This is a genomic window from Pseudoxanthomonas daejeonensis (assembly GCF_010093205.1).
Lineage (GTDB): Bacteria > Pseudomonadota > Gammaproteobacteria > Xanthomonadales > Xanthomonadaceae > Pseudoxanthomonas > Pseudoxanthomonas daejeonensis.
The window spans coordinates 20,206-46,875 of sequence record NZ_PDWN01000004.1 but is presented as its reverse complement, the minus strand read 5'-3'; the positions used below and the strand labels follow the sequence as shown (position 1 = coordinate 46,875).

Sequence of the window (26,670 nt, the reverse complement as noted above, 5' to 3'; positions counted from 1 at the left end):
ATTTCGGTTCGTGGGCGCGTGTTGCGATCACGATGGCGATGTCGATATCCGGGGAGTCGGTGTCGCGGTCGTGCCCGCTCCTACAAGAGAGGCGCCGTCGGTCTCACAGGCATGCCCGCTCATGCGAAGGCATGGGCCGGCGGGCGACGCCGATCAGCGCGTGCAGGCCGAGCAGATCCGCTCGACCTTGTAGCCCTTGGCACGCAGCTTCTCGACCACACCGTCCTCGCCGAGCAGGTGCAGCGCGCCGACCACGACCAGGGTGTCATCGTCCTTCTGTGCCAGGCGCTGTTCCAGCCTGGGCAGCCACGCGTCGTTGCGCTCGACATTGATCCGCCGGTACAGCGCGGGATAGTCGCGCTTCATCTCGGCGGCCATTTCCTTCCACATCCGCTCCGCATCGCCTGCGCGCCAGGCCTGGTGCAGGTCGCGGTATTTTTCCGGACCTTCCTCAGCCTGCTGCAGCGCTTCGGCCAGCATCTGCTTCTGCTCGGGTAGGCTCATTCCGGCCAGCACCGCGATCTGCTCGTCAGCGCGCTCCAGTCCAGCGGTCGGCTTGCGCGCGCTGGCGGCGGCGTCCATGAAGTGCCGGTCCAGCCCCAGTGCAGGATCCAGCCCCATCTTGCCCATTTCCATCAGGCTCACCGTCAGCCCGATGAACCAGGGCTCGAACGCCGCCAGCTGCTGCAGCGGCAGGTTGTTGGCTTTCGCGTAGGCCTCCAGCCGCGCCCACTGCCCGGGCCCCAGGTCGTCCTGCAGGGTGCCGGGCCGGGTACGCATCGCCGCCCGCGCCATCTGCGCCGGCAATGCCGGCGATGCGACCTCTTCAGGCGACAGTTCGAACACCAGCGCCTCGGCGTCCGCGTACGCCGCGTCCACGTCCGCGGCCAGGGGATAGTCGGCCGGGGTCAGCAGGTGGAACGATCCGAGCAGGTAGATCGCGTTGTCGGCATCGGACACCTTCCACAACAGCGGTACCGGCGGCTCCGCCTGCGCCGGCAAGGCGGCCGCGGCAAGGACAACCAAAGCGGTGGCGAGGTGGCGCAGAGCACGGATCATCATGTCTTCCTTGAGAGTGCGCCGGACGCCGGCAGCTCAGTGCACCGGCGACACATAGGTCTTCTCGCCCGCGTCGATCGCCACGTCCAGGCGATTCTCAGGCGGCGGCAAGGGACAGGTGGCGAACAGGGTGAACGCACACGGCGGGTTGTAGGCGCGGTTGAAATCCAGCACCACCTTGCCGTCCTCGCCTGGCCATGCGGCTTCGAGGAAACGACCGGCCGGATAGCTGCCATGCCCGCTGGTGCGGTCGGCGAGCACGAAGAACAGCTCGCGCCCCGCCTCGCCCAGCGCCTCCAGGCGATAGGTGACGCCATCGCGCTCGAACTCGACCAGGCCCGGATTGGGCGAATCGCTCTGCGTGCCGACGATGTCGCCGATCGGCAAGGTCTTGCCGGGCGGGTGCGGGATGAAGCGGCCCTCGATACGCCATGAGGGATCGGGCGCCCAGTACTTCAGGCCGGCAAACTGCAGGCGCGTGGGTGCGTCGGCGTACTTGACCCGCAACGCGTCGCGATCGCCTCGACGGAGCAGGGTCACCTGCCCCTTGCCCTCGTCGAATCCGATTACCGCCGGCTCGGGATCCTGGTCGCTGTGCAGCGCCACGCGCCCCTTGAGCGGTTCGCCGTTGAGCGTGAGCGCGACGCCACTTTCCGGCGTGAACGACCAGCCGCCCGCGCCATCGCGCGAAACCATGCCCATCTTCTCGGGACCGAAAGCGAAGCGCACGCCGTTGCCGATGCGCGCGCCGCTGCCGACGTAGTGCGCCTTCAGTTCCAGCCAGTGCAGCCCGACCAGGCTGGTCCAGCCGTCGGGCCGCAACAGGTCTTCCAGGCGCTGGTTGCGCCAGGCCTGTTGCTCGGCCATGAACGCCTGGTCGACCTTGGGCGCGGAAGCCTTCTTTTCTTCGCCGCCCCCGCCCAGCCCGCCGCATGCGACCAGCATTCCCGCCAGCGAAGCCATCCCCATGGCGATGCCGGCGACACGTGCAATCCTCATCTTCCCCTCAGGAACCATCGATCGATCTCCCCCAGACTGAAGCGCGCCCAGGTCGGGCGGCCGTGGTTGCATTGCCCCGAACGTTCGGTGGCTTCCATGTCGCGCAGCAGGCCGTTCATTTCCGGCAGGGTCAAGCGCCGGTTCGCACGGACCGCGCCATGGCAGGCCATCGTCGACAGAAGTTCGTCGCGCGCCGCGGCAACGCGACGGCTGGCACCGTGTTCGCGCAGGTCGGCAAGCACGTCGCGCAGCAGCGCCTCCGGTTCGGCATGCCCGAGCAATGCGGGCACGCTGCGCACGCTCAGCGCCTGCGGCCCGCTGCGGGTGACGTCGAAGCCCAGGTCGGCCAGGGTCTGCGCCTCGCGCTCGGCCACGTCGGCCTCGCGTTCGCCGACGGCCAGCATCAAAGGCACCAGCAGCGGCTGCGCGCGCAGGCCGATGCCATCGTGCGCGTTCTTAAGCCGCTCGTAGCCGATGCGTTCGTGTGCGGCATGCATGTCGACCACCACCAGGCCGTCGGCGTTCTCGGCCAGGATGTAGATGCCGTGCAGCTGCGCAATCGCATACCCGAGGGGTGGCACCTGGCCGTTGCGCTCGGGCAACGCGGTGCCGTGCTGCGGCATCGGCTGCGCAGTGCCGGCTTGCATCGCATCGGCAAGCGTCGTGGCCGGCTGCGCATAGAGCGACGCATAGGCGCCGACGGCTTCGTCCACGCGCAGGCCCAGCGGCTGCGCAACCGGCGTCCAGGACGATGTCGTGGCGGCATTGCCGGCGAAGGATGCCGTGCCCGCCGCGGGTGCGGCCACCACGGCCGCATCCATGCCGGCGCGCGTGTGCGACAGCGCCTCCTGCAAGGTGCGATAGACGAAATCGTGGATCAGCCGCGCATCGCGGAAACGGACCTCGTGCTTGGCCGGATGCACGTTGACGTCCACCCGCACCGGATCGAGTTCGAGGAACAGCACGTACGCCGGCTGGCGGCCATGGAACAGGACGTCCTGGTAGGCCATCTTCACCGCATGGGCGACGCTGCGGTCACGCACGGAGCGGCCATTGACGTAGAGGTACTGCTGGTCGGCGCTCGCGCGCGAATAGTGCGGCTGCGCGATCCAGCCGTGCAGGCGCAAACCGGCGCCGCTGTGGTCGATGCGCAACGCGCTGCGCGCGAAGTCCTCGCCCAGGGTCTCGCCCAGGCGCGCGGCCGCTTCGATGTCGCCGGCCCGGTAGCGCCGCGAAGGCTTGCCGTTGTGGCTCACCCGCAGTTCCACGTCCGGCCGCGCCAGTGCCAGCGAGCGCAGCCATTCCTCGATGTGGCCCAGCTCGGTGCGCTCGGCGCGCAGGAACTTGCGGCGCGCAGGCACGTTGAAGAACAGGTCGCGCACTTCCACCGTGGTGCCTTGGGCATGCGCCCTGGGCGTGATCTCGCCGACGCGCCCTCCATCGACCTGCAAGCTTGCCCCGTGCTCGTCGTCCGGACGGCGCGAAGCCAGCAGGAAGCGGCTCACCGAAGCGATCGACGGCAGCGCCTCACCGCGGAAGCCCAGCGTGGCCACCGCTTCCAGGTCGTCGAGCGAGGCGATCTTGCTGGTCGCGTGGCGCGACACCGCCAGCGGCAGTTCCTCCGGCGCGATGCCGCCGCCGTCGTCGCGGATCCGGATCAGGCGGATGCCGCCCTCCTCCAGGTCGATGTCGACCCGGCGTGCGCCGGCATCGAGCGCGTTCTCGACCAGCTCCTTGACCACCGAAGCGGGCCGCTCGACGACTTCGCCTGCGGCGATCTGGTTGATCAGGGTGTCCGGAAGCGGTCGGATCGGCACGGCGTCGCGGCGTCGTGCGCCGGTTCGGAAGACAGGTGTCGATGATAGCCGCTGGCGGCGCCGCTCGCGCCCGGCGGCGGCGGAAATGTCAGGGCGTGCCGCCCGCACCGGCCATCGCCAGGCTCTCGGCCTCGGCACGCGCGGCGAACAACGTGCCCGGCGGCGGCTGGCGGGTGAAGTAGGTATTGATTCCGTCGACCACGGCGCTGGCGACCTTGCGCTGGTAGGCGGGGTCGATCAGGCGCTTCTCTTCCTCGGCGTTGGAGATGAAGGCCGTCTCCACCAGCATCGCCGGCATGTCCGAGGTGCGCAGCACGGCGAAGTTGGCGCGCTCGATGTTGGGCTTGTGGTTGTTGCCGACCCGCTTGAGTCCGCCCAGCACGTGGTTGGCCGCGTCCTCGGAAGCGCGCATGTGGCCGCTCTGGGCCAGGTCCAGCAGCACGCTGGCCAGCACGTTTTCGGTCTGCTGCAGGCGCACGCCGCCGACCAGGTCGGCCGCGTTCTCCTTGTCGGCCAGCCAGCGCGCACGTTGCGAGGACGCACCCTTGGTCGACAGCACGTAGACCGACGAGCCGCGCGCACTGCGGTTCTCCGCGGCATCGGCGTGCAGGGAAACGAAGATGTCGGCCTTCGCCGCGCGCGCGCGCTGGGCGCGCATCGGCAGCGGGATGAACACATCCGATTCGCGCACGAGGAATGCCTTCAGGCCCGGGATCGCATTGACCTGGCGCGCCAGTTCGCGGGCCATCGCCAGGGTGACGTCCTTCTCGCGCTTGCCGGTGGGTCCGATCGCGCCTGGATCCTGGCCACCGTGGCCAGCGTCGATGGCCACCACCAGCGTGCGCATGCCGGCGGCGGAAATCGACGGACGCGGCAGCGGGGCGACGGGGCCGGACGTCACCGGCGCGGGCGTGGCCACCACCGGAGCGGGCACGGTCACCGTGCTCATGCTGGCCACGGCCGGCGTGCTCATCCCGGGGGCAGCGGTTGTTGCGCGCCCCTCGAGGATCGCCTGCGGCGATGCGGCCGGAACCGTTGCCGGCGTCGGAGCGGGGGAAGTGTCTGTCGGCCGGTTGAGGGCCTGGGCGACCTGTGCCGTCAGCAGCGCCGTGGCACGGGCGGCTTCCTCGCGCGGATCCTGGGCCGGAGCCGTGGCGACCGCGGGGGCGCCAGTCGCCGGCACGGACGTCGGCGTCGGGACCGGAGTGACCGGGACCGGCGCGGGGGTCGCGGCAACCACCGGACCATCGCCGGGCCACTCGATCAACAGGCGCGCGCCGCCGCTGGAGGGCTCCATGCGCAGCGGCAGGGCAGCCACTGGCGCGGCGAGTTCGAACACGATGCGCAGCGTGCCCGGCACGGGCTGGCCGGTACGCACGGACGTGACCACGCCTGCCGGCGCCGGCAGCTTCAGCCCGCGCGCGGCCCGGGAATCGGGAAGGTCAAGCACGAGCCGGTGCGGTCCGGCGAGCGAGAGGGTCTTGTACTGGCCGGCGCCCTGCAGCTGGACCTCGGCGCGGGTGCCCGTGGCGCCCTGCTCCAGCGCCACCGCACTGACCTGGCCAGCCTGGACGGTGCCGGCAAACGACAGCGCGGCGAGCACGAAGCCCACCGTCCACCGTCCGAACCGGTCTATCCCTTGGCGCATGGCCGGGATTCAAGCACCATGCTCCAAGGATTGCAAGCCCTTTTCCCTTAATAATCCGGGACCTGGACTACCTTCCTAGGGTCACTCGACAGAAAGGCCCTGCAACCGACCGGTTTCGGCGACGGAGGCCAGCCAACCACCGCCCGCGAGGGTCCCGGCCTCCAGCCTTGCACTCCGCCCGGCCCCGTCCATCGCCAGATGCACGTGGAGGTCGGCCAGCGGCAGCGCCGCCGCGCCCCGCTCGGGCCATTCGACCAGCCACAGGGTGGCTTCGTCCCCGTCCAGGCCGAGGAAATCGAGCTCGCCCGCGTCACCGATCCGGTACAGGTCCAGATGCCACGCCTCCCCGCCCGGGACCGGATAACGCTCGACCAGCGTATAGGTCGGGCTGCGGATCGGTCCGTGCACCCCGAGTTCGCGAAGCAGCGCGCGCGCCAGCGTGGACTTGCCGGCGCCCAGGTCGCCATGCAGGTGCACCACCGCAACGGGCGGGCGCGTGCTGGCGAGTGCTCGCCCGAGCACCGCCGTGGCATCGGCGTCGACCAGTCCGAATCGCATCATTCGTCCCCCGGATTTGCGAAATGCCGCAGCCATGGCAGCAGGTCCGATGGCATCAGCCCGCGTTGCCCGCCGTGCGCGGCCGCGGCATCGCCCGCGAGGCCGTGCAGCAACGCACCCGCACAGGCCGCCTCGAAAGCGGGCAGGCCCTGCGCGCGCATCGCCGCGATCGTCCCGGTCAGCAGGTCGCCCATGCCGCCGGTGGCCATGCCGGGATTGCCCGCAGCCAGCACGCAGGGAACCTGGCCGGGCGCACCGACCAGCGTGCCTGCGCCTTTCAGCACCACGGTGCAGGCGTAGCGATCGACAAGGCGCGCGAGTGCGGCGAAACGATCGCGCTGGACAATGGCGGTATCGATGCCGAGCAGGCGCGCCGCTTCACCCGGATGCGGGGTGAGGATGGCATCGGCCGGCACGGGCAACGCGTGCGATGCCGTCGCGAGCAGGTTGAGCGCATCGGCGTCGAGCACGAGTGGACGTCCACTTGCGAGCACGCGCCGGAACAGCGCGCCGCCCCACTCATCCTGGCCAAGCCCGGGACCGCAGGCGACCACGCCGGCCGCTTCGAGCATGGGTGCGAATTCGCCGGTGCCTTCGACGGCACGCGCCATCACCTCCGGGCATCGCGCCACGATCGCCGGCACGTGCCCGGCACGGGTGGCGACGCTGGCCAGGCCGGCACCACCCCGCAATGAAGCCTCGGCGCAGAGCACGATCGCACCGCCGCCGCCATGATCGCCACCGACGCACAGCACGCGGCCGGACTGGCCCTTGTGGGTATCGCGACGACGCCGAGGCAGCCATGCGCGCAAGGCTGGCGCGGCCAGCAACGCAGCGGCAGCGGGCGCCGAGCCTTCGTACCGCGTCGCATCGACCTCGAGCGGATCGAGCAGCAGTTCGCCGGCGTGGTCCAGCGCCGCACCGGTATGCAGACCGGCATGGGCGACGATGAACTGCAGCGTGCACTGCGCGTGGATCGCCGCGCCGGGCGCACTGCCACGGTCGGCGTCGATGCCGCTGGGCACGTCGAGCGAGAAGACCGGCGCTCCCGTGTCGTTGAGCGCCTGGATCAGCGCCGCCGTGCCGTCGCGGGGTGCCTGCGCCAGGCCGATGCCGAACAGCGCATCGACGATCACGTCGGCGTCGTCCAGCCCTGCCGGGAACACATCGACGTGGCCACCAATCGCCACGTACTCGGTGCAGGCGCGCTGGGCCAGCGGCGTGCGCGGACCGCCGTCGGCCGGATGGACCACGCGCACCCTGCGACCCGACTGCAATGCGAGCCGCGCCAGCACGTAACCGTCGCCCCCGTTGTTGCCGCTGCCACAAGCCACCAGCACGCGCTGAGCCTGCGGCCAGCGCTGCAGCAGGACGCGCCAGGCGGCCATGCCGGCGCGCTGCATCAGCACGTAGCCATCGCCCCCCAGCGCCAGGGTCGCCTGGCGATCGATCTCGCGGGCGGCAGTCGAATCGTGGAGGACGGGCATGGCGGGCATCGGGCGATTCTAGCCGCTCGCCTGCGTCCCGGCCGGCGGCACCGTCGTCACGGCGACGGCGGATCGCCCATGCCTGGCGGAGCCAATCCCTATAATTCGGCCATGCCCCTGGCACCATCCGACGCCGCGCCCGCCTCCCCCGCCGATCCGTTCGCGGCGGCACGGCGCGTGCGCGAACTGGCTGGCGAGTTCGGCTTCCAGCGTTGCGGCATCGCCGGCATCGAACTGGGCGAGGACGAAGCGCACCTGCGCGACTGGCTCGCCCATGGCCTGTACGGAACCATGGACTGGATGGCCGCGCATGGCGACAAGCGCTCGCGGCCGGGCGAATTGATTCCGGGCACGTTGCGGGTGATTTCGGTCGGCCTGGATTACGGCCGCAACGACGGCGAGGAGGCGTGGGATACGCTCGCCGACAGCGGGCGCGCCTACGTGGCCCGCTACGCGCTGGGCCGCGACTACCACAAGCTGATGCGCAATCGCCTGCAGAAGCTGGCCGAGCGCATCCAGCAGGAGATCGGCCCGTTCGGCCACCGCGTCTTCGTCGATTCCGCGCCCGTGCTGGAACGCGCGCTGGCACGCAATGCCGGGCTGGGCTGGATCGGCAAGCACACGTGCCTGATCGACCGCGACGGCGGCTCGTGGTTCTTCCTCGGCGAAATCTACGTCGACCTGCCGTTGCCGGTGGACGCACCGGCGAGCGCGCACTGCGGTACCTGCACCCGTTGCATCGACATCTGCCCGACCCAGGCCATCGTCGCCCCGTACCGGCTGGACGCACGGCGTTGCATCTCCTACCTGACCATCGAGCACGAAGGCGCCATCCCCGAGGACCTGCGCCCGGCGATCGGCAACCGGATCTTCGGTTGCGACGATTGCCAGCTGGTCTGCCCCTGGAACAAGTTCGCCAGGCGCAGCGACGAACCCGACTTCCGCGCGCGCAACGACCTGGACACGGCGACCCTGCCGCAGCTGTTCGCGTGGGACGAACCGGAGTTCCTGCAGCGCACCGAGGGCAGTCCGATCCGTCGCAGCGGCCATGAGCGCTGGTTGCGCAATATCGCCGTGGCGCTGGGCAATGCACCGACGACGCCCGCGACCCTGGCGGCGCTCGAGTCGCGGCGCGAACACGCGTCGGCACTGGTCCGCGAACACGTGCAGTGGGCGCTGGCGCGGCACGACGCGTCGTAGCGGGCGCCTGCTCTTCGCGGGATATCCGGATCGACGACCGCGGGACGAACTTCGCCCGGTGCCAGCACGGCTCCGGCGCGACCTGCTCCTCCGCGCTATCCTGTCCCGCCGCGCCACGCGAGCCCGATGTCCCAGCAGAATCCCGTCCTGACCCCGAGCCAGCTCAACACGCTGGCGCGCGACCTGCTGGAAAGCGCATTTCCGCTGGTCTGGGTCGAAGGAGAGCTGGGCAACATCACCCGCCCCGGTTCAGGGCACCTGTACTTCACCCTGAAGGACGCGCGCGCGCAGGTGCGCTGCGCGATGTTCAAGCCCAAGAGCCAGTGGCTGAAGTTCGTACCGCGCGAAGGCCTGAAGGTGCTTGGCCGCGGCCGGCTCACCCTCTACGAGGCGCGCGGCGATTACCAGCTCGTGCTCGACCACATGGAGGAAGCCGGCGAAGGCGCGCTGCGCCGTGCCTTCGACGAGCTGAAGTCCCGGCTTGAAGCGGAAGGGCTGTTCGATGCCGCGCGCAAGCGTGCGCTACCCGCCTACGTGCGCCGGCTGGCGGTGATCACCTCGCCCACCGGTGCGGCCGTGCGCGACGTGCTCAGCGTGCTGGCGCGGCGCATGCCGCTGCTGGACGTGGAGATCCTGCCCAGCCTGGTCCAGGGCGAGAGCGCCGCAGCGCAGATCACCGACCTGTTGCGCCGCGCCGGCGCCAGTGGCCGGTACGACGCGGTGCTGCTGGCGCGCGGCGGCGGATCGCTGGAAGACCTGTGGGCGTTCAACGACGAACGCCTGGTCCGCGCGATCGCGGCCTCGCCGGTGCCGGTGGTGTCGGCGGTCGGCCACGAGACCGACTTCACCCTGGCCGATTTCGCCGCGGACGTGCGCGCACCGACGCCTTCGGTCGCCGCCGAGCTGCTGGTTCCAGACCAGCGCGACCTGCAGGGACGGTTGCGTGCGCTGCACGCGCGGCTGCTGGGCGTGCAGCGGCAACGCCTGCGCCAGGCGATGCAGCGCGCCGATCGCGCCGTCCTGCGCCTGCAGGCGCAATCCCCGCAGGCCCGGCTGCGCCTGCTGCGGCAGCGCCATGCCGAGTCGCTGCGCCGGCTGCAGGCCTTGTGGCGCGAGCAGCTTCAGCAGCGGCAGGCCCGGTTGCGGCACGCCGATGCGGTCCTGCGCGCGCACCATCCCTCGCGCCGCCTGGCCCAGCTGCAGGCACGCCTGCAGCGCCTGCAGGCGCGCCCGCAGGCAGCCGTGGCCCGCGTCCTGCAACGCGATGCGCTGCAGCTGCGCGCACTTGCCCGCTCGCTGGAGGCCTGCAGTCCGCTGGCGACGGTGGCGCGAGGCTATTCGATCCTCACCCGCGCCGACGACGGGCGCCTGGTCCAGTCGGCGGCGCAGGCTGCGCCCGGTGACCGCCTGCAGGCGCGCGTCCGCGACGGCGTGATCGCGCTTTCGGTGACGGGCGTGACAGCAGCCGATCCCGAGCGCTGACGCAACGCAACTCCTGCAATCCGTCGCGCCGACCCCACGGTCATGGCGCGGTCACCTTCCGGTAACCGCCGGTGCACGGATGCGGCGCACGCTGCCGAAAACCGGGAGCCGCCACGCATGCGCTACGCCCTCGTCACCGAGACATGGCCGCCGGAGGTCAACGGCGTCGCCCTGACCGTGCAGGGCCTGGCCCATGGCCTGCGCGCGCGCGGCCACGCGGTCGAGGTGGTGCGGCCGCGCCAGCCCGCCGATCCGCTCGACGATGCGGAGCGCGATGGCACGATCGCGACCCTGCTGCTGCGCGGCGCCGCGCTGCCGGGTTATCCCGGCCTGCGTTTCGGCCTGCCAGCGACGCGCACCCTGGTGCGCCACTGGAAGCATTCGCCGCCCGACGCGATCTACGTCGCCACCGAGGGTCCCCTCGGATGGTCGGCGTTGCGCGCGGCCGCGCGACTGGGCATGCCGGTCGCTTCGGGGTTCCACACCCGCTTCGACCATTACATGCGCGACTACGGCATGCCCTGGCTGGAGGGCATGGCGCTGGCGTGGATGCGGCGCTTCCACAACCGCGCCGACGCGACCCTGGTCCCGACCACCGAACTGCAGGATTTCCTGCGTGCGAGTGGATTCGAGCGCGTCGTGCGGCTGGCACGCGCGGTCGATGCCTCGCTGCTGTCGCCCGCACGGCGGAGCGACATGCTGCGCGCCTCGTGGGGCGCCGGCGCGGATACGCTGGTGGTGATCCATGTCGGCCGGATCGCCCCGGAGAAGAACCTGGACCTGGCCGTGCGCGCCTTCCGGGCAATCCAGCAGCAACGGCCGCAGGCGCGCATGGTCTGGGTCGGCGACGGACCGGCGCGCGAGGCGCTGGCCCGGGCCAACCCCGACTTCGTCTTCTGCGGCGTGCAACGCGGGACCGACCTGGCCCGCCACTTCGCCAGCGGTGACCTGTTCCTGTTTCCCAGCCGCAGCGAGACCTTCGGCAACGTGACCCTGGAAGCGATGGCCAGTGGCGTGCCGACCGTCGCGTTCGACAGCGGCGCCGCGCGCGAGCACCTGTGCGATGGCGTGCATGGCGCCGTGGTGGCGCGCGATGAGGACTTCATTGCCGGCGCCGTGCGCCTGGCCGATGACGATGCCGCCCTGCGCGCGATGGGCCCGGCCGCGCGCGCGGCGATGCTGCGCCTGCGGCCGGAGCAGGTCGCCGCGGATTTCGATGCGCTGCTGGCGGGGCTGGCCCGCCGTGGAGAAAACCATGCCGCTGTCGCCGCCTGAGCGTACCCACGCGCCATTTCCAGCCCCCCGCCGCCGGCCCACCGCGCTCCTGCGCGCCCGTGATCGCGGCTGGTGCGTGCGCGCCAACCGCTGGGGCGCGCGCGGCGTGGTGCGTCGTTACTTCGCCACGATCAGCCGGCTGGGCGACGGCGTGTTCTGGTACACGCTGATGGCCGTGCTCGTGGTCGCGGACGGACTGGCCGGGCTGGCCGCCTCGCTGCACCTGGCCCTTACCGGCGTGGTCGCGCTCACCCTGTACCGGCGGCTCAAACGCTGGACGCGGCGACCGCGGCCGTTCACCGCGGATGGCCGCATCCAGGCCTGGGTCGCGCCGCTGGACGAGTTCAGCTTCCCGTCCGGGCACACCTTGCACGCGGTGACATTCAGCGGGGTCGCGCTGGCTTATTACCCTTGGCTGGCGACCGTGCTGGTTCCGTTCACCGCCTCGGTGGCGGTATCGCGGGTGGTTCTGGGCCTGCACTATCCGAGCGACGTGCTGGCGGCGACCGCGATCGGATCGCTGCTGGCCGGTGCGTCGCTGTGGCTGGGTTCGCTGCTGTAGGCCTGGCTGCTGGATCGCATCCACGGATCCGGCCGACGTTCGCCGCGCGAGCGCTATAAGGCCGCACCTAGTACGACTTGAATCCTTCGACACGCGCCCGGGCCAGTGCCGGCATGTTCTGCCCCGACCAATCGCGGTCGTTGGCCACCTGCGCGCGACCGCGCGTGCCTTCGAGCAATCCGAAATCCAGGTCCGCGATGGCCCACACGTCGTCGTCGCGCGTGCGGGCCAGGATGCCATCGGCCGGGAAGCCCGCGTCCATCGGCGCGTACAACGTGGCTTCGCCGGTATTGTCGTCCAGCGCCGGGCTCCACGGCGCCTGCCCCGCGGTGACCGCCTGGGCCACGAACATCCGGTTCTCCAGCGCGCGCGCAAGGCAGCCGACCTGCACCCGCGTGGCGCCGGCGTCGGTGTCGGTGCAGCTGGGTACGAGCAGCAGCCGCGCGCCGGCCTCGTACTGGGCGCGCACGGGCAAGGGGAACTCGCTGTCGTAGCAGATCGACGCGCCGGCACGGATGCCCTCGATCTCCGTCACCTTGAGCGCATCGCCGCCCTCGATCACGCCGGTGGCCTTCTCGAAACCTGTGAGTTGCAGCTTGTCCTGCCACAGGTGGGCGCCGTCCGGCGCGAACACGTCGCATCGATTGCGGTACCGGCCGTTGCCTTGCGCCAGCAGGAACGTGCCGGCGACCACGTGCATGCCTGTCTCGCGTGCAAGGCCCGAAAAGAGCGCCAGCCACGGTGCGCGCAGGGCCTGGATCGCCGCCAGGGAGGCCACCAGGTCGCCGTGCACGGCGGCCGGGAAGTTCGCGGCCAGCTCCAGCGAAAGGTATTCCGGCAGCACGGCGATCCGCGCGCCCCGCGATGCGGCCGCGCGCAGCAGGTCGCGTTGCGCGCGCGCGAAAGCGTCGAAATCGCCGGGCTGGCCGACCCGGTACTTGCAGGCGGCCACCCTCATCGCCCTGCTCTCCAGTCGTGCAGCCAGAACGTCAGGGGATGCTGCACCTCGCCCTTGCCGATCTCGTTCCAGGGCAAGTGTGCGGTCATCCCGGGCAGTCGCGTGTAGCCGCGCCGGTGCCAGAACGAATCGTTGGAGCGGTAGTCCGGCGGCCGGCGTGGATCTCCCGGATCGCGATCCACCGAGCAGAACGCGGTCCAGCGGAAGCGGTCCAGCTCGCGGACATGCGCTTCGCGTTCGTCGAAGAACGTGTGGCCCACGCCCAGTCCGCGGTAGCCCGGCAGCAGCACCGACTCGCCGAAATAGAACACCTGCGCCACCGGCAGGCCGGCCTTGCGCAGCGGCGCGGAGAACGCATCGGGATCGTGCGCCAGCGGCAGGCCGGTGGCCGCGCCGACCACGCGCCCGCCATCCAGGGCCAGCACCAGCACGCTGTCGGGCGAAGCGACGTAGGCGGCGAGGTATTCGCGTTCGTAGGGATCGTCGCGGTCGCCGTCGTAGAGATAGGGCCAGTCGCGGAACACGGCGATGCGCAGGCACGCGACATGGTCGAGCCAGGGGGCTATTTCCGCGCCGCGGAAACGGCGGATTTCAGGCTGGGTCGGCATGCCCGGATTCTAGCGGGCACGCGGCGCCGTAACCGCGATCAGCGCGGTACCGCCAGCCTGCCGAGCGAAGCCGCCATCTCCCACGACTTCAAACCACGCGCCCCCAGGTGGTGCGCGAGCACCGCGCGCAGCGGCAGGCGCAGGCTGGAAAGATCGGCCGCCTCCGGTCGAGCGTCGGCGGCCAGGGCCAGCAGGGCACGACCGGTGGCGGCGGCATTGCGCTCGGCCTGGCCACGATCGCTGAGCAGCCGTCGCGGGCCGTGCTCGGGATCGAGCCGGTAGCGTGCGGCCGGGTCCACCGGCTCGCCATCGCCGTCGCAGTGCAGCTCGAAGCCCACGCCCAGCGCACCGAGCAGGTCACGTTCGAAACGGCGCAGGGTCCAGGCCAGTGGCTCGCCGGCGCGCAGGCGCTCGCGCGTCACGGCATAGGCGATATCCAGCTCGGGCAACGGGTCCTGGCGTGGCGCCAGGCGCAGCACCAGTTCGTTGAGGTAGAACGCCGCCAGCAGCGCGTCTCCACCCAGCTGTGGCGCGGCGTCCAGGGCTTCGGCGGCGCGCAACTGGGCGAGCTCGCCCACCAGCACCGCATCGAAACGGATGTGCTGCAGGGGCTGCAGCGCGGCACGCAACACGTGCCGCTTGGGCGAGGCCACGCCGCGGGCCACCAGTCCCAGCCGGCCGTGGCCGGCGCTGAGAACTTCCACCAGAAGGCTGGTTTCGCGCCATGGCCGCGAATGCAGGACGAAGCCGGTCTCGCCCTCGATCCTCATGGCTGCAACCGCGCCGCCACCGCCGCGTCAGTTGTCGCCGTAGCCGAAGGCTTTCAGCGCCGCCTCGTCGTCGGACCAGCCTTCGCGTACGCGCACCCAGGTTTCCAGGAACACCTTGCGGCCGAACAGGCGTTCCATCTGCTGCCGCGCCTTGCTGCCGATGTCGCGCAGGCGCGTGCCGCCCTTGCCGATCACGATCGGCTTCTGGCCTTCGCGCTCGACCCAGACCACCGCACCGATGCGCAGCAGTTCGCCATCCTCGGCGAAGCGCTCGATCTCCACCGTGGTCGCGTACGGAAGCTCGTCGCCGAGCTGGCGCATCAGCTGCTCGCGGACCAGCTCGCCGGCCAGGAAACGCTGGCTGCGGTCGGTGATCTCGTCTTCCTCGTACGCCGGCGGTGCCTCGGGAACCAGCTTCAGCAGGTCGGCAAGCAACTGCTCCAGGCCCTTGCGCTTGAGCGCCGATACCGGATGGATCGCGGCGAAATCGCGGCCCTCGCTGACCTTGGCCAGGAACGGCAGCAGCGCGCTCTTGTCCTTCATCCGGTCGACCTTGTTCACCGCCAGCACCACCGGGATGCCACCCTGGCGCAGCACGTTGAACACCAGCGTGTCCTCGTCGTCCCAGCGGCCGGCCTCGACCACCATCAGCGCGGCATCGACGTCTTCGACCGCGCCACGGGCGGTGCGGTTCATCACCCGGCTCATCGCCGAGGCCTTGAACCGGCCTTCGCCGCGATGCAGCCCGGGCGTGTCGACCAGCAGCAGCTGGCCGCCCTCGACCGTGGCGATGCCCAGCAACCGGTGCCGGGTGGTCTGCGGGCGATTGGAAACGATGCTGACCTTGGCGCCGACCAGCGCGTTGACCAGGGTGGACTTGCCGACGTTGGGCCGGCCGATCACCGCGACGCTGCCGCAGTGGTGGGTGTCTTGGGTGTGTTCGGAATTCACTTTGAACTTAGGCTGGAGAGAACCGCTCATGGATGCCGGAGCGAGGGCTCCAGCCGTTCCAGCACCGCCGCCGCCGCCGCCTGTTCGGCCAGCCGGCGCGAGGTGCCCTCTCCCTCGGCACTCACCGGGGGTTCGCTCAGGTTACACCTGCAGAGGAAGACCTTGGCGTGCTCCTCGCCGCTTTCGGAAACCAGTTCATATGCCGGCAATGGACGCTGCCGGGCCTGCAGCCATTCCTGCAGGCGGGTCTTGGCATCTTTTTCCGGCCTTCCGACCGGCAAGGCGGCCAGCGACTGCTCGAACCAGGGCAGCACCACGCGCCGGCAGGCCTCGTACCCGGCATCCAGATAGATCGCCGCGACGACCGCTTCGAGCGCGTCGGCCAGGATCGAATCGCGGCGGAAGCCGCCGGACTTCAGTTCACCCGGCCCCAGGGTCAGGCGTTCGCCCAGCTCCAGCTGCCGGGCGATGGTGGCCAGCGAGGCCTCGCGGACCAGTTCGGCCCGCGCCCGGGTCAGCACGCCCTCGTCGGCGGTCGGCCAGCGCAGGTACAGCGCCTCGGCCGCGAACAGGTTGACCACCCCGTCGCCGAGGAATTCCAGGCGCTCGTTATGCGGGGTGCCGGCGCTGCGGTGGGTCAGCGCCTGCTCCAGCAGCGACGGATCGGCGAAAACGTGGCCGATCCGGTCGCGGATCACGGTGCGATCAGTCCCCACCACCATGCCGGGTCAGGTCCTGGGTCCTGTCGAAGCGGCCGACCACGTCGAGGTTGCCGACCAGCGGACGACGCACCTCGTAGTTCACCCGCATCCGCCAGCCGCCCTCGGTGCGCTCGAACTTCACGTTCTGCGGCTTCACGTTCTCGGAGTAGTTGATGTACAGGCGGCGGAAGAACAGGTCCTGGACCTTGTGCGGATCCATGTCCGCCACGCCCGGCTCGTTGGCCAGGCCCTTCATCGCCGACTGCACCGAGTAGTACTCCTGGTACATCGGGAACAGCTTCATGCCGATGTAGGCGGCGAAACCGACCACGGCCAGCACCACCAGGAACCCCAACAGGCTGAGCCCGCTTTGCTTGCGCTTCATTGCCATTCCCCTTGAGCTTGGATGCGTGCACGCACGCCGGACGAACATGCCGTTGTATCTGGATCCGGCGCCGCGTTACTTGATCGCCGTCCCGATCCGCGAAGGATCGAAACTCCCCTTGCAGAACCACCCCTCGCAATTCAGCCAGATCAGGAACGCCCTGCCCCGCAGGTTCTCCTCGGGCAGGAAATGGGTCTGGGTCCAGAACCGGCTGTCCTCGCTATTATCACGATTGTCGCCCATTACGAAATACTGGCCCGCCGGCACCGTCCACTCGCCCTGCCCGGCCGGGTTGGCCCGGTCCAGCCATTCCAGCACCTGATGCTCGCGCCCGGGCAGCTTCTCCAGCAGCAGGCTGGCGCCGGTCATCTCCGCGCCGCGGCCCTGGCCGATGAACTCGCCCAGGTTCTCGTACTGCACCGCCTCGCCGTTGATGTACAGGGTGTCGCCGTGGAAGCCGATGCGGTCCCCGGGCAGCCCGATCACGCGCTTGATCCAGTTCTGGTCGGGCGCGTGCGGCGGCTTGAACACCACCACGTCGCCGCGTGCCGGCTCGCCCAGGGCCAGAAACTTGTGGTTGTTCACCGGCAGGCGCAGGCCATAGGTGAACTTGTTGACCAGGATGAAGTCGCCGATCAGCAGGTTGGGCATCATCGAGCTGGACGGGATCTTGTAAGGCTCGGCGACGAAGCTGCGCAGCACCAGCACCAGCGCCAGCACCGGGAAGAACGCGCGCGAGTAGTCGACGATCACCGGCTCCTCGTCCAGCAGTCCGCCGGCGGCGGCACGGCGCTTGGCGAAGAACAGCCGGTCGACCAGCCAGATCAGGCCGGTGGCGAAGGTCAACACGACCAGTCCGAGCTCAAACCATTTCATTCGTAGTCCTTGGCGATGGAACGCAAAACCTGAACGGGAGTGGGAGCGCGAACGCGGGCCGGTACCGGCCACATGGCCGCGCCCGGATTACTTGCTGTCCACCTGCAGCACGGCGAGGAACGCCTCCTGCGGGATCTCGACGCGGCCGACCTGCTTCATCCGCTTCTTGCCCTCCTTCTGCTTCTCCAGGAGCTTCTTCTTGCGGCTGATGTCGCCGCCATAGCACTTGGCCAGCACGTTCTTGCGCATCGCCTTGACCGTGGACCGGGCGATGATCTGCGAGCCGACCGCGGCCTGGATCGCCACGTCGAACATCTGCCTCGGAATCAGTTCGCGCATCTTCTCGGTCAGCTCGCGGCCGCGCCGGTCGGCGTGGCTGCGGTGCACGATCAGCGACAGCGCATCGACGCGGTCGCCGTTGATCAGCGTGTCCAGGCGCACGAACGGGCCCTCCTGGAAGCGCAGGAAGTGGTAGTCCAGCGAGGCGTAGCCGCGACTGACGGACTTCAGCTTGTCGAAGAAGTCCAGCACCACCTCGGCCATCGGCAGCTCGTAGCTGATCTGCACCTGGCTGGCCATGTAGGTGATGCTGATCTGCATGCCGCGCTTTTCCTCGCACAGCTTGATGATGTTGCCGATGTAGGCCTCGGGCGTGAGGATGTTGGCGCGAATGATGGGCTCGCGCACTTCCTCGATCAGGTTGGCCTGCGGCAGCTTGGCCGGGTTGTCCAGTGACATGACCGTGCCATCGGTGCGCAGCACTTCGTACACCACCGTCGGCGCGGTGGAGATCAGGTCCAGGTCGTACTCGCGCTCCAGGCGCTCCTGCACGATTTCCATGTGCAGCATGCCCAGGAAGCCGCAGCGGAAGCCGAAGCCCATCGCCTCAGAGCTTTCCGGCTCGAAGCGCAGTGCGGCGTCGTTGAGGCGCAGCTTCTCCAGCGCCTCGCGCAGCGCCGGGTAGTCCTCGGCATTGACCGGGAACAGGCCGGCGAACACGCGCGGCTGCATTTCCTGGAAACCGGGCAATGGCTTGAGCGCCGGATCGCCGGCCAGGGTCAGGGTGTCGCCGACCGGCGCGCCGTGCACGTCCTTGATCGAGGCGTTGATCCAGCCCACTTCGCCCGCGCCCAGCTTGGCGGTCTCCTTGCGCTTGGGGGTGAACACGCCGACCTTGTCGACCAGGTGGGTGCGGCCGGTGGACATCACCAGGATCTTGCTGCCCGGCTTGATCTCGCCCTGCATCACGCGGACCAGCGAGACCACGCCCAGGTAGTTGTCGAACCAGGAATCGATGATCAGCGCCTGCAGCTTGTCGGTGTCGCGCGGCACCGGCGGCGGGATGCGATGCACGATCGCCTCCAGCACGTCGCCCACGTTCAGGCCGGTCTTGGCGCTGACCGCGACCGCGTCGTCGGCGTCGATGCCGATCACCGCCTCGATCTCGGCCTTGGCCCGGTCGATGTCGGCGGTCGGCAGGTCGATCTTGTTGAGCACCGGCACCACTTCCAGGCCCTGCTCCACCGCGGTGTAGCAGTTGGCCACCGACTGCGCCTCCACGCCCTGGGCCGCGTCGACCACCAGCAAGGCGCCTTCGCAGGCCGCCAGCGAACGGCTGACTTCGTAGGAGAAGTCGACGTGGCCGGGGGTGTCGATGAAGTTCAGGAAATAGGTATTGCCGTCCTTCGCCTTGTACGGCAGCGACACGGACTGGGCCTTGATGGTGATGCCGCGTTCGCGCTCGATCGGGTTGGAGTCGAGCACCTGCGCTTCCATCTCGCGCGCTTCCAGCCCGCCGCACAATTGGATGATGCGGTCGGCGAGCGTCGACTTGCCGTGGTCGACGTGGGCGATGATGGAGAAGTTGCGGATGAACCGCATGGAATCGGAAGACATGTGGGGGCGGCGGTCTGCGCCGTCGTCGGACAACGTCGGATTATCGCACGCCGGGCCGCCTCCGGACCCGGACCCCTCACGCGGGGCCGCCTCGCGCCAGCCATGCCCGTCGGGGCATGGCCGGCGTGGGCATCGTTTTACTCGCCGTCACCCACGGCCAGGGCGATGAAACTGGTCTGGCCGGCGGGAGTGCGCACCAGCAGCATCACCACGTCGCCGGGACGGGTGCCGCGCAGCTGGCGCTCCAGCTCGGCGACGCTGCCGACCGGCGTGCGGCCGACCTGCACGATCGCCATGCCCGGCAGCAGCCCGGCCTCGCGCGCCTCCGCGCCGGTCACACCGGTGATGCCTACGCCCTTGCCGGCCTCCAGGCCCAGCTGGCTGCGCGACCGCGCATCCAGTTCGGCCACCCGCAGGCCCAGGCCTGCCAGGGCCGAAGCCTGGGCCGGACCGGCGTCGGCGTCATCCGGCGCGGCAGCGGCACGCTGCGCGTCGCTGGCCAGTTCGCCCAGGGTCACGGTCAGCTCGCGCGGCTTGCCGTCGCGGATCACGCCGATCTTCGCCTTGGTACCCGGCGGCAGCATGCCCACCATCGGCGGCAGGTCGGCGCTGGTGCTTACGGGGCGCCCGTTGACCGAGACGATCACGTCGCCGACCTCGATGCCGCCCTTCTCGGCCGCGCTGCCCGGCTCGACGTTGTTGACCAGCGCGCCATTGCTGTCGGCCAGGCCCAGGCCCTTGGCGCGGGCCGCGTCGATCCCCTGGATCTGCACGCCGAGCATGCCGCGGCTCACCTTGCCGCCCTTCTTGATCTGCTCGACCGCGCCCATCGCCAGGTCCATCGGGATGGCGAAGCTCACCCCCATGTAGCCGCCGGAATTGCTCAGGATCTGCGAATTGATGCCGACCACCTCGCCGGAGGTGTTGAGCAGCGGGCCGCCGGAATTGCCCCGGTTGATCGCCACGTCGGTCTGGATGAAGGGCACGTACTGCTGGCCCGGGCCGCCGGTGCGGCCGACCGCGCTGACGATGCCGGCGGTCACCGACTGGTCCAGGCCCAGCGGCGAACCGATCGCGACCACCCACTGGCCCGGCTTGATCGCCGAGGACTGGCCCTGGCGCAGCGTAGGCAGGCCCTTGCCGTCGACCTTGAGCAGGGCCACGTCGTAGGTCTCGTCGCTGCCGATCAGCTTGGCGGTGAACTCGCGGCGGTCGGACAGGCGCACGGTGATGCTGTCGGCCCCGTCGACCACATGGTGGTTGGTGAGGATGTAGCCATCGTTGGAGATGATGAAGCCCGAGCCCACCGAACGGCCCGAAGGCGCGTCCTGGCCCGGATCACCGGGCTCGCCCGGCTGGCCCGGGAAACCCGGACCGAAGAAGCGGCGGAAGATTTCCGGCATCTGCTCGTCGCTGGGCATGCCGCCGCGGTTGCGCGCGGACGGACGCCGGCTGATCCGCGCCTCGATGTTGACCACGCCGGGGCCGACCTGTTCGACCAGGCGGGGGAAATCGGGCAGGCCGGTGGCCAGGGGCGCGGCGGCAACCGCCGGGGCGGCAGCAGGCGCGGTCTGCGCGGAGGGCGAACTGCTGGCTTCCGGCGCACGCGCGCACGCCATGAGCGGCGCGGTCAGGACCAGGGCGGCGAGGAGACTGGGACGGACACGGGAATTCATCGGGTATGCCTTCAGGGGGAGGAGCGGCCGCGGTCGACCGGGCCGTGGAACACGGGACGGATCAGGGGTTGATCGGGAAACGGGGAGCGAGCGGAACGGAGTGCGGGAACGCGCGGGCAGATCAGCGCCCGTCGTCTTCCGGGGGCGCCGGCAGCTCCTGGTCGTCCGCTGGCACCGGCGCGGCGGCTTCGACCGGCGGGCTCGGCTCGAACGGATAGAAGGGGCGTGCGACGGGCGACTCGCCGAGGCTTGCGGTGAATCGACCCGATGACGGCTGCGCCAGGTCGGCACGCGGCCACGGGCGCGCCTGCAACGGCGCCGCCGAGGCGAAGGGATCGGCCGGCAGCGCACTCGCGCCGCCCGCATCGGCCACTGCGGTCGTGGATTCCGTGGCGATGGCCGGCGATGGCCGCACGCGATTCACGGGCCGCGGCTGCTGCCGGGCCGGCGGCGCAACGGCGGCGACTTCACGCTGCGGCAGGGCCGGCGCGACCGGGGCAGCCGGCAGGCGGGCCTCGGGGGACGGCAGGGTCTGCATTGCAAGCGCGGGAATGGGAGCAGCCGCCTGGTCCGGTGCGGCCGGGCGACCGACCAGCATGGCCACGACGGCGACGGAAGCGGCCAGTGCCGCACCACCCCCGCCCCAGCGCGTCCACACCGGGGCACGTCCACCGGCAGCGGCCGCCGGCTGCACGCCGTGCCCGGCTGCAGTGTCGCCGGCGATGGCAGCCGCAATGCGTTCGCTCAGATCCGCCGCGGCGACGCGCTTGACCTGGCCACGCAGCACGTCGCCACCCAGCTGCCAGCGCTCGAAGCGGCCGGACAGTTCGGTGTCGTGCTGCAGCCGGCGCAGCAGGAAGCGCGCTTCGTCCGGTGACAGCTCGCCGTCCACCAGCGCCGACAGCTGCTGCCGGGTGTGGAGTTCGAGTTTGTCGACGTTGGCGTCGGTGGGGATGCTGGGTTCTTGGCTCATGGACGGTTTCGTTCGCGAGTGGCGCTCTGGATGTCGAGCAGGGGCCTCAATTCGGCGTCGATGGCTTCGCGCGCCCGGAAGATGCGCGAGCGCACCGTTCCGATCGGGCAATCCATCTTCTGCGCGATCTCGTCATAGCTCAGGCCCTCCACCTCGCGCAGGGTGATGGCGGCCCTCAGTTCCTCCGGCAACGCATCCACCGCCTTCATCACCGTCCGTTCCAGCTCCTCGCGCATCGCTTCGCGCTCGGGCGTATCGGTGTCGCGCAGGCGCGCACCGGCGTCGTACTGCTCGGCGTCGCTGGCGTCGATGTCGTCCGTGGGTGGACGGCGGTTGTGGGCGACCAGGTGGTTCTTGGCGGTATTCACGGCTATCCGGTGCAACCAGGTATAGAACTGGGCGTCGCCGCGGAAATTCCCCAGCGCGCGGTAGGCGCGCATGAAGGTGTCCTGGGCCACGTCCTGGCATTCGCTCCAGTCCGAGATGTAGCGTCCGATCAGCCCGGTGATCCGATGCTGGTACTTGCGCACCAGCAGGTCGAATGCCGCGCTGTCGCCACGCTGCACGCGGCGGACCAGCTCGAGGTCCAGCTCCTGGGTCGGATCCTTTGGCGTTCCTTCGGCCATGCCGGGCCACACTCCTGTCGGCCCGACGTTCCGGACCCTGTGACCGCCGTTGCCGGAAAAAGTTCAGCGACTGGCGGAAGCCGCTGTCCGTATGGGCCACATCATGCAGCCGGGGCCGTTGTCCCGCGCCCGACCCGCGGCCGGGGCGACATGCAGGACCTTAACCGCAGGGCAAGTATGGTCGGGCACGCCGCTGTCCGCGACGGCCTGCATTCCTTCATGGGATTTGACGCAGCGGAAACAACCTCGGGATGATAGCGGTCTCTTCCATACACAACCGGATGGTCAGGCCATGCTCCCAGGCTTCGATGGACTGCGATTCAGCCACTGGCAAGCCGCCCAGCGCGACGACGGGATCGTGGTGCTGTCGCTGGACCGCCAGGGGGCCCCGGTCAACGCACTCTCGCAGGACGTGCTGATCGAACTGGGCGACATCGTCGAACGCCTGGCCATCGATCCGCCCAAGGGCGTGCTGTTCCGTTCGGCCAAGGCCTCCGGCTTTATCGCCGGCGCCGACCTGAAGGAATTCCAGGACTTCGATCGCAAGGGTACGGTCAACGACGCCATCCGCCGCGGCCAGGCCGTGTTCCAGAAGGTGGCTGAACTGCCCTGCCCGACGGTGGCGGCGATTCACGGCTTCTGCATGGGCGGCGGCACCGAGCTGTCGCTGGCCTGCGACTATCGCGTGGCCAGCAGCGACCCGTCCACGCGGATCGGCCTGCCCGAGGTCAAGCTCGGCATCTTCCCCGGCTGGGGTGGCAGCGCACGCCTGCCCCGCCTGGTCGGCGCGCCGGCGGCGATGGACCTGATGCTCACCGGGCGCACGCTGTCGGCCGCGTCCGCGCGCGGCATGGGGCTGGTCGACAAGGTGGTCGAGCCGGCCCTGCTCGAGGACGCCGCTGCGGCGCTGGCGCTGAAAGGCACGCAGCGTCCGTTCAAGCAGCGCTTCGCCGGCTGGGCGACCAACTCGTGGCTGGCGCGGAAGATCCTCGCCCCGCAGATGACCAAGCAGGTCGCGCGCAAGGCGAAGAAGGACCAGTACCCGGCGCCGTATGCGCTGATCGGGGTCTGGCAGCGCGCCGGCGGCAGCGGCATCCAGGCGCGCCTGGACGCCGAGCGCAAGGCGGTGGTCAAGCTTGCGGGCAGTCCGACCGCGCGCAACCTGATCCGCATCTTCTTCCTGACCGAGCGGCTCAAGGGACTCGGCGGCAAGGATGGCGGCGGCATGCCGTCGCCGGGGATCCGCCACGTGCACGTGGTCGGTGCAGGCGTGATGGGCGGGGACATCGCCGCCTGGTCGGCCTACAAGGGATTCGAGGTGACCCTGCAGGACCGCGAGCAGCGCTTCATCGACGGCGCGCTGGGCCGTGCGCAGGAACTGTTCGGCAAGCGGGTCAAGGACGAGAGCAAACGGCATGCCGTGGCGGCGCGCCTTAAGGGCGACCTCGCCGGCGCCGGCGTGGCCGAGGCCGACCTGGTGATCGAAGCGATCATCGAGAACCCGGAAGCCAAGCGCGACCTGTACCACCTGCTCGAGCCGCGGATGAAGGACGACGCGCTGCTGACCAGCAACACCTCCTCGATCCCGCTGGACGAACTGCGCGAACACATCGCCCGCCCGGACCGCTTCGCCGGCCTGCACTACTTCAACCCGGTGTCGATGATGCCGCTGGTGGAGATCGTCCAGCACGATCGCCTCGATCCGGCGGTGGTCAAGCGGCTGGCGGCCTTCTGCAAGGCGCTGGACAAGTTCCCGGTGCCGGTCGCCGGCACCCCGGGCTTCCTGGTCAACCGCGTGCTGTTCCCGTACATGCTCGAGGCGGCCACCGCCTACGCCGAAGGCATTCCGGGCGTGGTGATCGACAAGGCCGCGGTGAAGTTCGGCATGCCGATGGGCCCGATCGAGCTGATCGACACGGTCGGCCTGGACGTGGCGCAGGGCGTGGGCGCGGAACTGTCGCCCTTCCTCGGACTGCAGGTGCCGGCGACGCTGGCCTCGGTCGAACCGGGCAAGCGCGGCAAGAAGGACGGCCAGGGCCTCTACAAGTGGGACAACGGCAAGGCGGTCAAACCCGAAGCGCCTGCGGGCTACCAGGCCCCGTCGGACCTGGAGGACCGCCTGGTCCTGCCGCTGCTCAACGAAGCGGTGGCCTGCCTGCACGACGGCGTGGTCGCCGATGCCGACCTGCTCGACGCGGGCGTGATCTTCGGCACCGGTTTCGCCCCGTTCCGCGGGGGTCCGATCCAGCATATCCGCGCCACCGGCGCCGACGCGCTGTTCGAGCGGCTCAAGGCACTGCAGGCCCGCCACGGTGATCGCTTCGCGCCGCGCCCGGGCTGGGACAACCCGCTGCTGCGGCAGGCGCCGGAGTAACCGTTGCGGCGGCGTGGAGCGGCGCTTTGCGCCGCTGCTCGCCTCCAGCGGGTGTGGGTTGCTGAGGGGCCAGCCCCGCTCTATTCGATGTCCGCGTCCGCCAGCATCCGCTGCAGGAAGGCGACCTGCGCATCACGCCTGTCCGGACCGTCGTAGCGGCGCACCACCCACCATTCGTGCGCGGTGGTGGACGTCCCGGCTGCCAGCGTCGCGTACGGCGCATGCACCTCCAGCTCCATCAGGCCGGTGTCGGCCTGTCCGGGTCGCCAGTCCAGGTACAGCTCGACCTGGCCCTGGTCCGGATGGATGCGTTCGAGGGGCTCGAGCTCGAAATGGATCAGGAAGGCCTGCCCGGCCGCGAAGCCGGCGATCCAGCCGGCGCGCGGCTGGATGAACACTTTGCCGCGGCGGCCATGCAGGCCCTCGGACGGCGGCAGTAGTTCCAGCGAGAACAAGCCGTCGGCGCTGCTGCTGACCAGCCCGTCGAAACCGTCGCTGGCATCGGAACGCACGCGCACCCCGTTGCCGTCGCGCGCCACCGGCACGAACACGCGCGTTTCCGGATGCACCCGCGTGTTGAACCAGATATCGCGCGATACCGGCACCTTGCGGATGTTGCGCATCTCCACCGCCAGTTCGGCGGTACCGGGTCGATCGGCCGCGATCGAGAACGTCTGCACCAGTTGAACGCCACTGACCGGACTGGCCGCGCCCTCCAGCACCAGGCGATCGCCGTCGTGCGCGATCACCTTCGCAGGCGCATGCGCCAACCACGGATCCGGTGGCCATTGCGCCGCCGCCTTGCGCCGCGCCGGATTGAGGGTCTGGTCGCGCCACCAGTCGGCCTGCGGGCCAACCCATATTTCGTGGCCGAGATAGGCGATGTTCTCGCCGCCAGCCTCCACGCGCGGCTCCGGTTGCGACGCCGTCGCCTCGCCCACCTTCAACAGGTTCGGCGCCCCGGGAAGGGAGAAATGCAACACGCGCCCGCCGAGTCTCGGCGAAACCTCCATCCGAAGCTGCGCGCTCTCGAGGCGCAGGCGCGACGGTGCGGGATCGGCGGCGATGGCGAACCCCGGATGGAAAGTGCCGGCCACGCACGCGACCACGACGGCGACATGCCGCAGCAGATGCAGGGCGGCGGCATGCGCACGCCCCGCCGCGCTGGCCGTATCAGCCGGTCCCATCGATGTAGGGCTGCTTTTCGAATTTGCCGGAAGCGGCGTTCCACAGATAAAGCCGGCCCATGTCGTCGCAGACCATGCATGAAAAGATGCGGAAACCGGCACTCGGATCGGCCCGCAGGTACTGGAACACGGCCCTGTCGGCACTGATGCTTTCCACTTGGACGACGCGCGCATCGCTGCGCTCCGGCGCGATCACCGCGAGGAAGTTCCGGGTCTCGCCGGAGCAGGTCCGGTAGGCGCCCAGGATCACTTCCAGCGGCTCGCCGGCACCGAAATCGCCGCCCAGCGCGAACGGGGACCCAGCCACCGGGTCCAGTCGGTCCAGCGGCCACGAGCCACCGGTGCGGATCGCCGCGGGGAAGGCATCGAGCGTGATTTCGTCGGCGGCGCACCAGCCGGCATCGAATTCGCGAAGGGGAATGCCACGGACTGCATCGCCGCCGGGCACCAGCGTGGTGTGCATCCACCACGCCTGCGATCCGGCATCAGGCGCAAGGGCCACCTGCAATCCTGGCCCGGCGATGGCGCCCGTCGACAGCAGCGAGAGGAAAACAGCGATCAATCCACGCATCGACGCTTACTCCCGGGCTATCGCCTTCAAG

Annotated in this window: 24 protein-coding genes; 5 read left to right on the top strand and 19 right to left on the bottom strand. The window is 70.0% G+C overall.

Annotated features, from left to right (window positions below):
- Positions 1–153: 153 nt before the first annotated feature.
- The 6 genes from CSC65_RS05045 to CSC65_RS05020 form a co-directional block, all read right to left on the bottom strand.
- Positions 154–1,062, bottom strand: coding sequence for a TraB/GumN family protein (locus CSC65_RS05045; protein WP_162409078.1), 909 nt, complete (start codon positions 1,060–1,062; stop codon positions 154–156).
- A gap of 33 nt (positions 1,063–1,095) precedes the next feature.
- On the bottom strand, positions 1,096–2,058 hold the full coding sequence (locus tag CSC65_RS05040; RefSeq protein ID WP_425501310.1) for a DUF1684 domain-containing protein: 963 nt from the start codon (positions 2,056–2,058) through the stop codon (positions 1,096–1,098).
- Positions 2,055–3,875 carry a DNA mismatch repair endonuclease MutL gene (gene mutL, locus CSC65_RS05035; RefSeq protein WP_162409076.1) on the bottom strand — a complete coding sequence of 607 codons (1,821 nt, stop codon included), beginning with the start codon at positions 3,873–3,875 and terminating at the stop codon, positions 2,055–2,057. Before mutL ends, CSC65_RS05040 begins: the two co-directional genes overlap by 4 nt.
- A gap of 88 nt (positions 3,876–3,963) precedes the next feature.
- The gene (locus CSC65_RS05030) at positions 3,964–5,523 is read right to left on the bottom strand and encodes an N-acetylmuramoyl-L-alanine amidase (protein WP_162409074.1); all 1,560 of its coding nucleotides are present in this window, start codon (positions 5,521–5,523) and stop codon (positions 3,964–3,966) included.
- Between the two features lie 81 nt (positions 5,524–5,604).
- Complete coding sequence (tsaE, locus tag CSC65_RS05025) at positions 5,605–6,084, bottom strand: tRNA (adenosine(37)-N6)-threonylcarbamoyltransferase complex ATPase subunit type 1 TsaE (RefSeq protein ID WP_162409072.1); 480 nt, start codon at positions 6,082–6,084, stop codon at positions 5,605–5,607.
- A complete protein-coding gene (locus tag CSC65_RS05020; RefSeq protein WP_162409070.1) occupies positions 6,081–7,577 on the bottom strand; it encodes an NAD(P)H-hydrate dehydratase in 1,497 nt (498 codons plus the stop codon). Before CSC65_RS05020 ends, tsaE begins: the two co-directional genes overlap by 4 nt.
- Before the next feature lie 102 nt (positions 7,578–7,679).
- On the opposite strand from CSC65_RS05020, the gene queG reads away from it, so the two are divergent.
- The 4 genes from queG to CSC65_RS05000 all read left to right on the top strand — a co-directional run bounded on the left by queG (position 7,680) and on the right by CSC65_RS05000 (position 12,087).
- Positions 7,680–8,768, top strand: a complete 1,089-nt coding sequence (queG, locus tag CSC65_RS05015) for a tRNA epoxyqueuosine(34) reductase QueG (RefSeq protein ID WP_162409068.1) — start codon at positions 7,680–7,682, stop codon at positions 8,766–8,768.
- 126 nt (positions 8,769–8,894) lie between these two features.
- Positions 8,895–10,250 carry an exodeoxyribonuclease VII large subunit gene (gene xseA / locus CSC65_RS05010; protein ID WP_162409066.1) on the top strand — a complete coding sequence of 452 codons (1,356 nt, stop codon included), beginning with the start codon at positions 8,895–8,897 and terminating at the stop codon, positions 10,248–10,250.
- Between the two features lie 117 nt (positions 10,251–10,367).
- Positions 10,368–11,525 carry a glycosyltransferase family 4 protein gene (locus tag CSC65_RS05005; RefSeq protein WP_162409064.1) on the top strand — a complete coding sequence of 386 codons (1,158 nt, stop codon included), beginning with the start codon at positions 10,368–10,370 and terminating at the stop codon, positions 11,523–11,525.
- On the top strand, positions 11,506–12,087 hold the full coding sequence (locus CSC65_RS05000) for a phosphatase PAP2 family protein (protein ID WP_162409062.1): 582 nt from the start codon (positions 11,506–11,508) through the stop codon (positions 12,085–12,087). Before CSC65_RS05005 ends, CSC65_RS05000 begins: the two co-directional genes overlap by 20 nt.
- A 67-nt stretch (positions 12,088–12,154) precedes the next feature.
- On the opposite strand, the gene CSC65_RS04995 is transcribed toward CSC65_RS05000, so the two are convergent.
- From CSC65_RS04995 to rpoE, 11 genes are all read right to left on the bottom strand, one after another.
- Positions 12,155–13,045, bottom strand: coding sequence for a carbon-nitrogen hydrolase family protein (locus CSC65_RS04995; protein WP_162409060.1), 891 nt, complete (start codon positions 13,043–13,045; stop codon positions 12,155–12,157).
- Positions 13,042–13,653 carry a GNAT family N-acetyltransferase gene (locus CSC65_RS04990; RefSeq protein ID WP_162409058.1) on the bottom strand — a complete coding sequence of 204 codons (612 nt, stop codon included), beginning with the start codon at positions 13,651–13,653 and terminating at the stop codon, positions 13,042–13,044. Before CSC65_RS04990 ends, CSC65_RS04995 begins: the two co-directional genes overlap by 4 nt.
- Positions 13,654–13,691: 38 nt before the next feature.
- The gene (gene recO / locus CSC65_RS04985) at positions 13,692–14,423 is read right to left on the bottom strand and encodes a DNA repair protein RecO (protein ID WP_162409056.1); all 732 of its coding nucleotides are present in this window, start codon (positions 14,421–14,423) and stop codon (positions 13,692–13,694) included.
- A 27-nt stretch (positions 14,424–14,450) separates the two neighbouring features.
- Positions 14,451–15,374 (bottom strand): GTPase Era, encoded by a 924-nt coding sequence (gene era, locus CSC65_RS04980; protein WP_238390285.1) that lies wholly within the window; start codon positions 15,372–15,374, stop codon positions 14,451–14,453.
- Between the two features lie 26 nt (positions 15,375–15,400).
- A complete protein-coding gene (gene rnc, locus CSC65_RS04975) occupies positions 15,401–16,096 on the bottom strand; it encodes a ribonuclease III (RefSeq protein WP_162409052.1) in 696 nt (231 codons plus the stop codon).
- Positions 16,080–16,460: a DUF4845 domain-containing protein gene (locus tag CSC65_RS04970; RefSeq protein WP_162409050.1), complete on the bottom strand. Its 381-nt coding sequence runs from the start codon at positions 16,458–16,460 to the stop codon at positions 16,080–16,082. The genes rnc and CSC65_RS04970 overlap by 17 nt, the downstream gene beginning before the upstream one ends.
- A 75-nt stretch (positions 16,461–16,535) precedes the next feature.
- The gene (gene lepB, locus CSC65_RS04965) at positions 16,536–17,336 is read right to left on the bottom strand and encodes a signal peptidase I (RefSeq protein WP_162409048.1); all 801 of its coding nucleotides are present in this window, start codon (positions 17,334–17,336) and stop codon (positions 16,536–16,538) included.
- Between the two features lie 87 nt (positions 17,337–17,423).
- Positions 17,424–19,217 carry a translation elongation factor 4 gene (gene lepA, locus CSC65_RS04960; RefSeq protein ID WP_162409490.1) on the bottom strand — a complete coding sequence of 598 codons (1,794 nt, stop codon included), beginning with the start codon at positions 19,215–19,217 and terminating at the stop codon, positions 17,424–17,426.
- A gap of 152 nt (positions 19,218–19,369) precedes the next feature.
- Positions 19,370–20,908: a DegQ family serine endoprotease gene (locus tag CSC65_RS04955; RefSeq protein WP_162409046.1), complete on the bottom strand. Its 1,539-nt coding sequence runs from the start codon at positions 20,906–20,908 to the stop codon at positions 19,370–19,372.
- Positions 20,909–21,029: 121 nt separating this feature from the next.
- A complete protein-coding gene (locus CSC65_RS04950) occupies positions 21,030–21,881 on the bottom strand; it encodes a sigma-E factor negative regulatory protein (RefSeq protein ID WP_162409044.1) in 852 nt (283 codons plus the stop codon).
- Entirely contained in the window at positions 21,878–22,507 is a 630-nt protein-coding gene (gene rpoE / locus CSC65_RS04945) for an RNA polymerase sigma factor RpoE (RefSeq protein WP_162409042.1), read from the bottom strand. The genes CSC65_RS04950 and rpoE overlap by 4 nt, the downstream gene beginning before the upstream one ends.
- Positions 22,508–22,799: 292 nt before the next feature.
- Between rpoE and CSC65_RS04940 the strand changes: the two genes are divergently transcribed.
- Complete coding sequence (locus CSC65_RS04940; RefSeq protein WP_162409040.1) at positions 22,800–24,881, top strand: 3-hydroxyacyl-CoA dehydrogenase NAD-binding domain-containing protein; 2,082 nt, start codon at positions 22,800–22,802, stop codon at positions 24,879–24,881.
- Between the two features lie 80 nt (positions 24,882–24,961).
- On the opposite strand, the gene CSC65_RS04935 is transcribed toward CSC65_RS04940, so the two are convergent.
- Entirely contained in the window at positions 24,962–26,068 is a 1,107-nt protein-coding gene (locus CSC65_RS04935) for a DUF4380 domain-containing protein (protein WP_162409038.1), read from the bottom strand.
- Positions 26,055–26,639, bottom strand: coding sequence for a hypothetical protein (locus CSC65_RS04930; protein WP_238390284.1), 585 nt, complete (start codon positions 26,637–26,639; stop codon positions 26,055–26,057). The genes CSC65_RS04935 and CSC65_RS04930 overlap by 14 nt, the downstream gene beginning before the upstream one ends.
- Between the last annotated feature and the right edge of the window lie 31 nt (positions 26,640–26,670).

Excerpts from the sequence above, each read along its gene's own strand:
- rpoE (WP_162409042.1), bottom strand. The coding sequence starts at position 22,507 with ATGGCCGAAGGAACGCCAAAGGATCCGACCCAGGAGCTGGACCTCGAG.
- CSC65_RS05000 (WP_162409062.1), top strand. The coding sequence starts at position 11,506 with ATGCCGCTGTCGCCGCCTGAGCGTACCCACGCGCCATTTCCAGCCCCC.
- CSC65_RS04940 (WP_162409040.1), top strand. The coding sequence starts at position 22,800 with ATGCTCCCAGGCTTCGATGGACTGCGATTCAGCCACTGGCAAGCCGCC.
- lepB (WP_162409048.1), bottom strand. The coding sequence starts at position 17,336 with ATGAAATGGTTTGAGCTCGGACTGGTCGTGTTGACCTTCGCCACCGGC.
- recO (WP_162409056.1), bottom strand. The coding sequence starts at position 14,423 with ATGAGGATCGAGGGCGAGACCGGCTTCGTCCTGCATTCGCGGCCATGG.
- CSC65_RS04930 (WP_238390284.1), bottom strand. The coding sequence starts at position 26,639 with ATGCGTGGATTGATCGCTGTTTTCCTCTCGCTGCTGTCGACGGGCGCC.
- xseA (WP_162409066.1), top strand. The coding sequence starts at position 8,895 with ATGTCCCAGCAGAATCCCGTCCTGACCCCGAGCCAGCTCAACACGCTG.
- tsaE (WP_162409072.1), bottom strand. The coding sequence starts at position 6,084 with ATGATGCGATTCGGACTGGTCGACGCCGATGCCACGGCGGTGCTCGGG.
- CSC65_RS05005 (WP_162409064.1), top strand. The coding sequence starts at position 10,368 with ATGCGCTACGCCCTCGTCACCGAGACATGGCCGCCGGAGGTCAACGGC.
- CSC65_RS05040 (WP_425501310.1), bottom strand. The coding sequence starts at position 2,058 with ATGAGGATTGCACGTGTCGCCGGCATCGCCATGGGGATGGCTTCGCTG.
- CSC65_RS05020 (WP_162409070.1), bottom strand. The coding sequence starts at position 7,577 with ATGCCCGCCATGCCCGTCCTCCACGATTCGACTGCCGCCCGCGAGATC.
- CSC65_RS05045 (WP_162409078.1), bottom strand. The coding sequence starts at position 1,062 with ATGATGATCCGTGCTCTGCGCCACCTCGCCACCGCTTTGGTTGTCCTT.
- rnc (WP_162409052.1), bottom strand. The coding sequence starts at position 16,096 with ATGGTGGTGGGGACTGATCGCACCGTGATCCGCGACCGGATCGGCCAC.
- CSC65_RS04955 (WP_162409046.1), bottom strand. The coding sequence starts at position 20,908 with ATGAATTCCCGTGTCCGTCCCAGTCTCCTCGCCGCCCTGGTCCTGACC.
- CSC65_RS04950 (WP_162409044.1), bottom strand. The coding sequence starts at position 21,881 with ATGAGCCAAGAACCCAGCATCCCCACCGACGCCAACGTCGACAAACTC.
- lepA (WP_162409490.1), bottom strand. The coding sequence starts at position 19,217 with ATGCGGTTCATCCGCAACTTCTCCATCATCGCCCACGTCGACCACGGC.
- CSC65_RS04990 (WP_162409058.1), bottom strand. The coding sequence starts at position 13,653 with ATGCCGACCCAGCCTGAAATCCGCCGTTTCCGCGGCGCGGAAATAGCC.
- CSC65_RS05030 (WP_162409074.1), bottom strand. The coding sequence starts at position 5,523 with ATGCGCCAAGGGATAGACCGGTTCGGACGGTGGACGGTGGGCTTCGTG.
- CSC65_RS04995 (WP_162409060.1), bottom strand. The coding sequence starts at position 13,045 with ATGAGGGTGGCCGCCTGCAAGTACCGGGTCGGCCAGCCCGGCGATTTC.
- CSC65_RS04970 (WP_162409050.1), bottom strand. The coding sequence starts at position 16,460 with ATGAAGCGCAAGCAAAGCGGGCTCAGCCTGTTGGGGTTCCTGGTGGTG.
- queG (WP_162409068.1), top strand. The coding sequence starts at position 7,680 with ATGCCCCTGGCACCATCCGACGCCGCGCCCGCCTCCCCCGCCGATCCG.
- CSC65_RS04935 (WP_162409038.1), bottom strand. The coding sequence starts at position 26,068 with ATGGGACCGGCTGATACGGCCAGCGCGGCGGGGCGTGCGCATGCCGCC.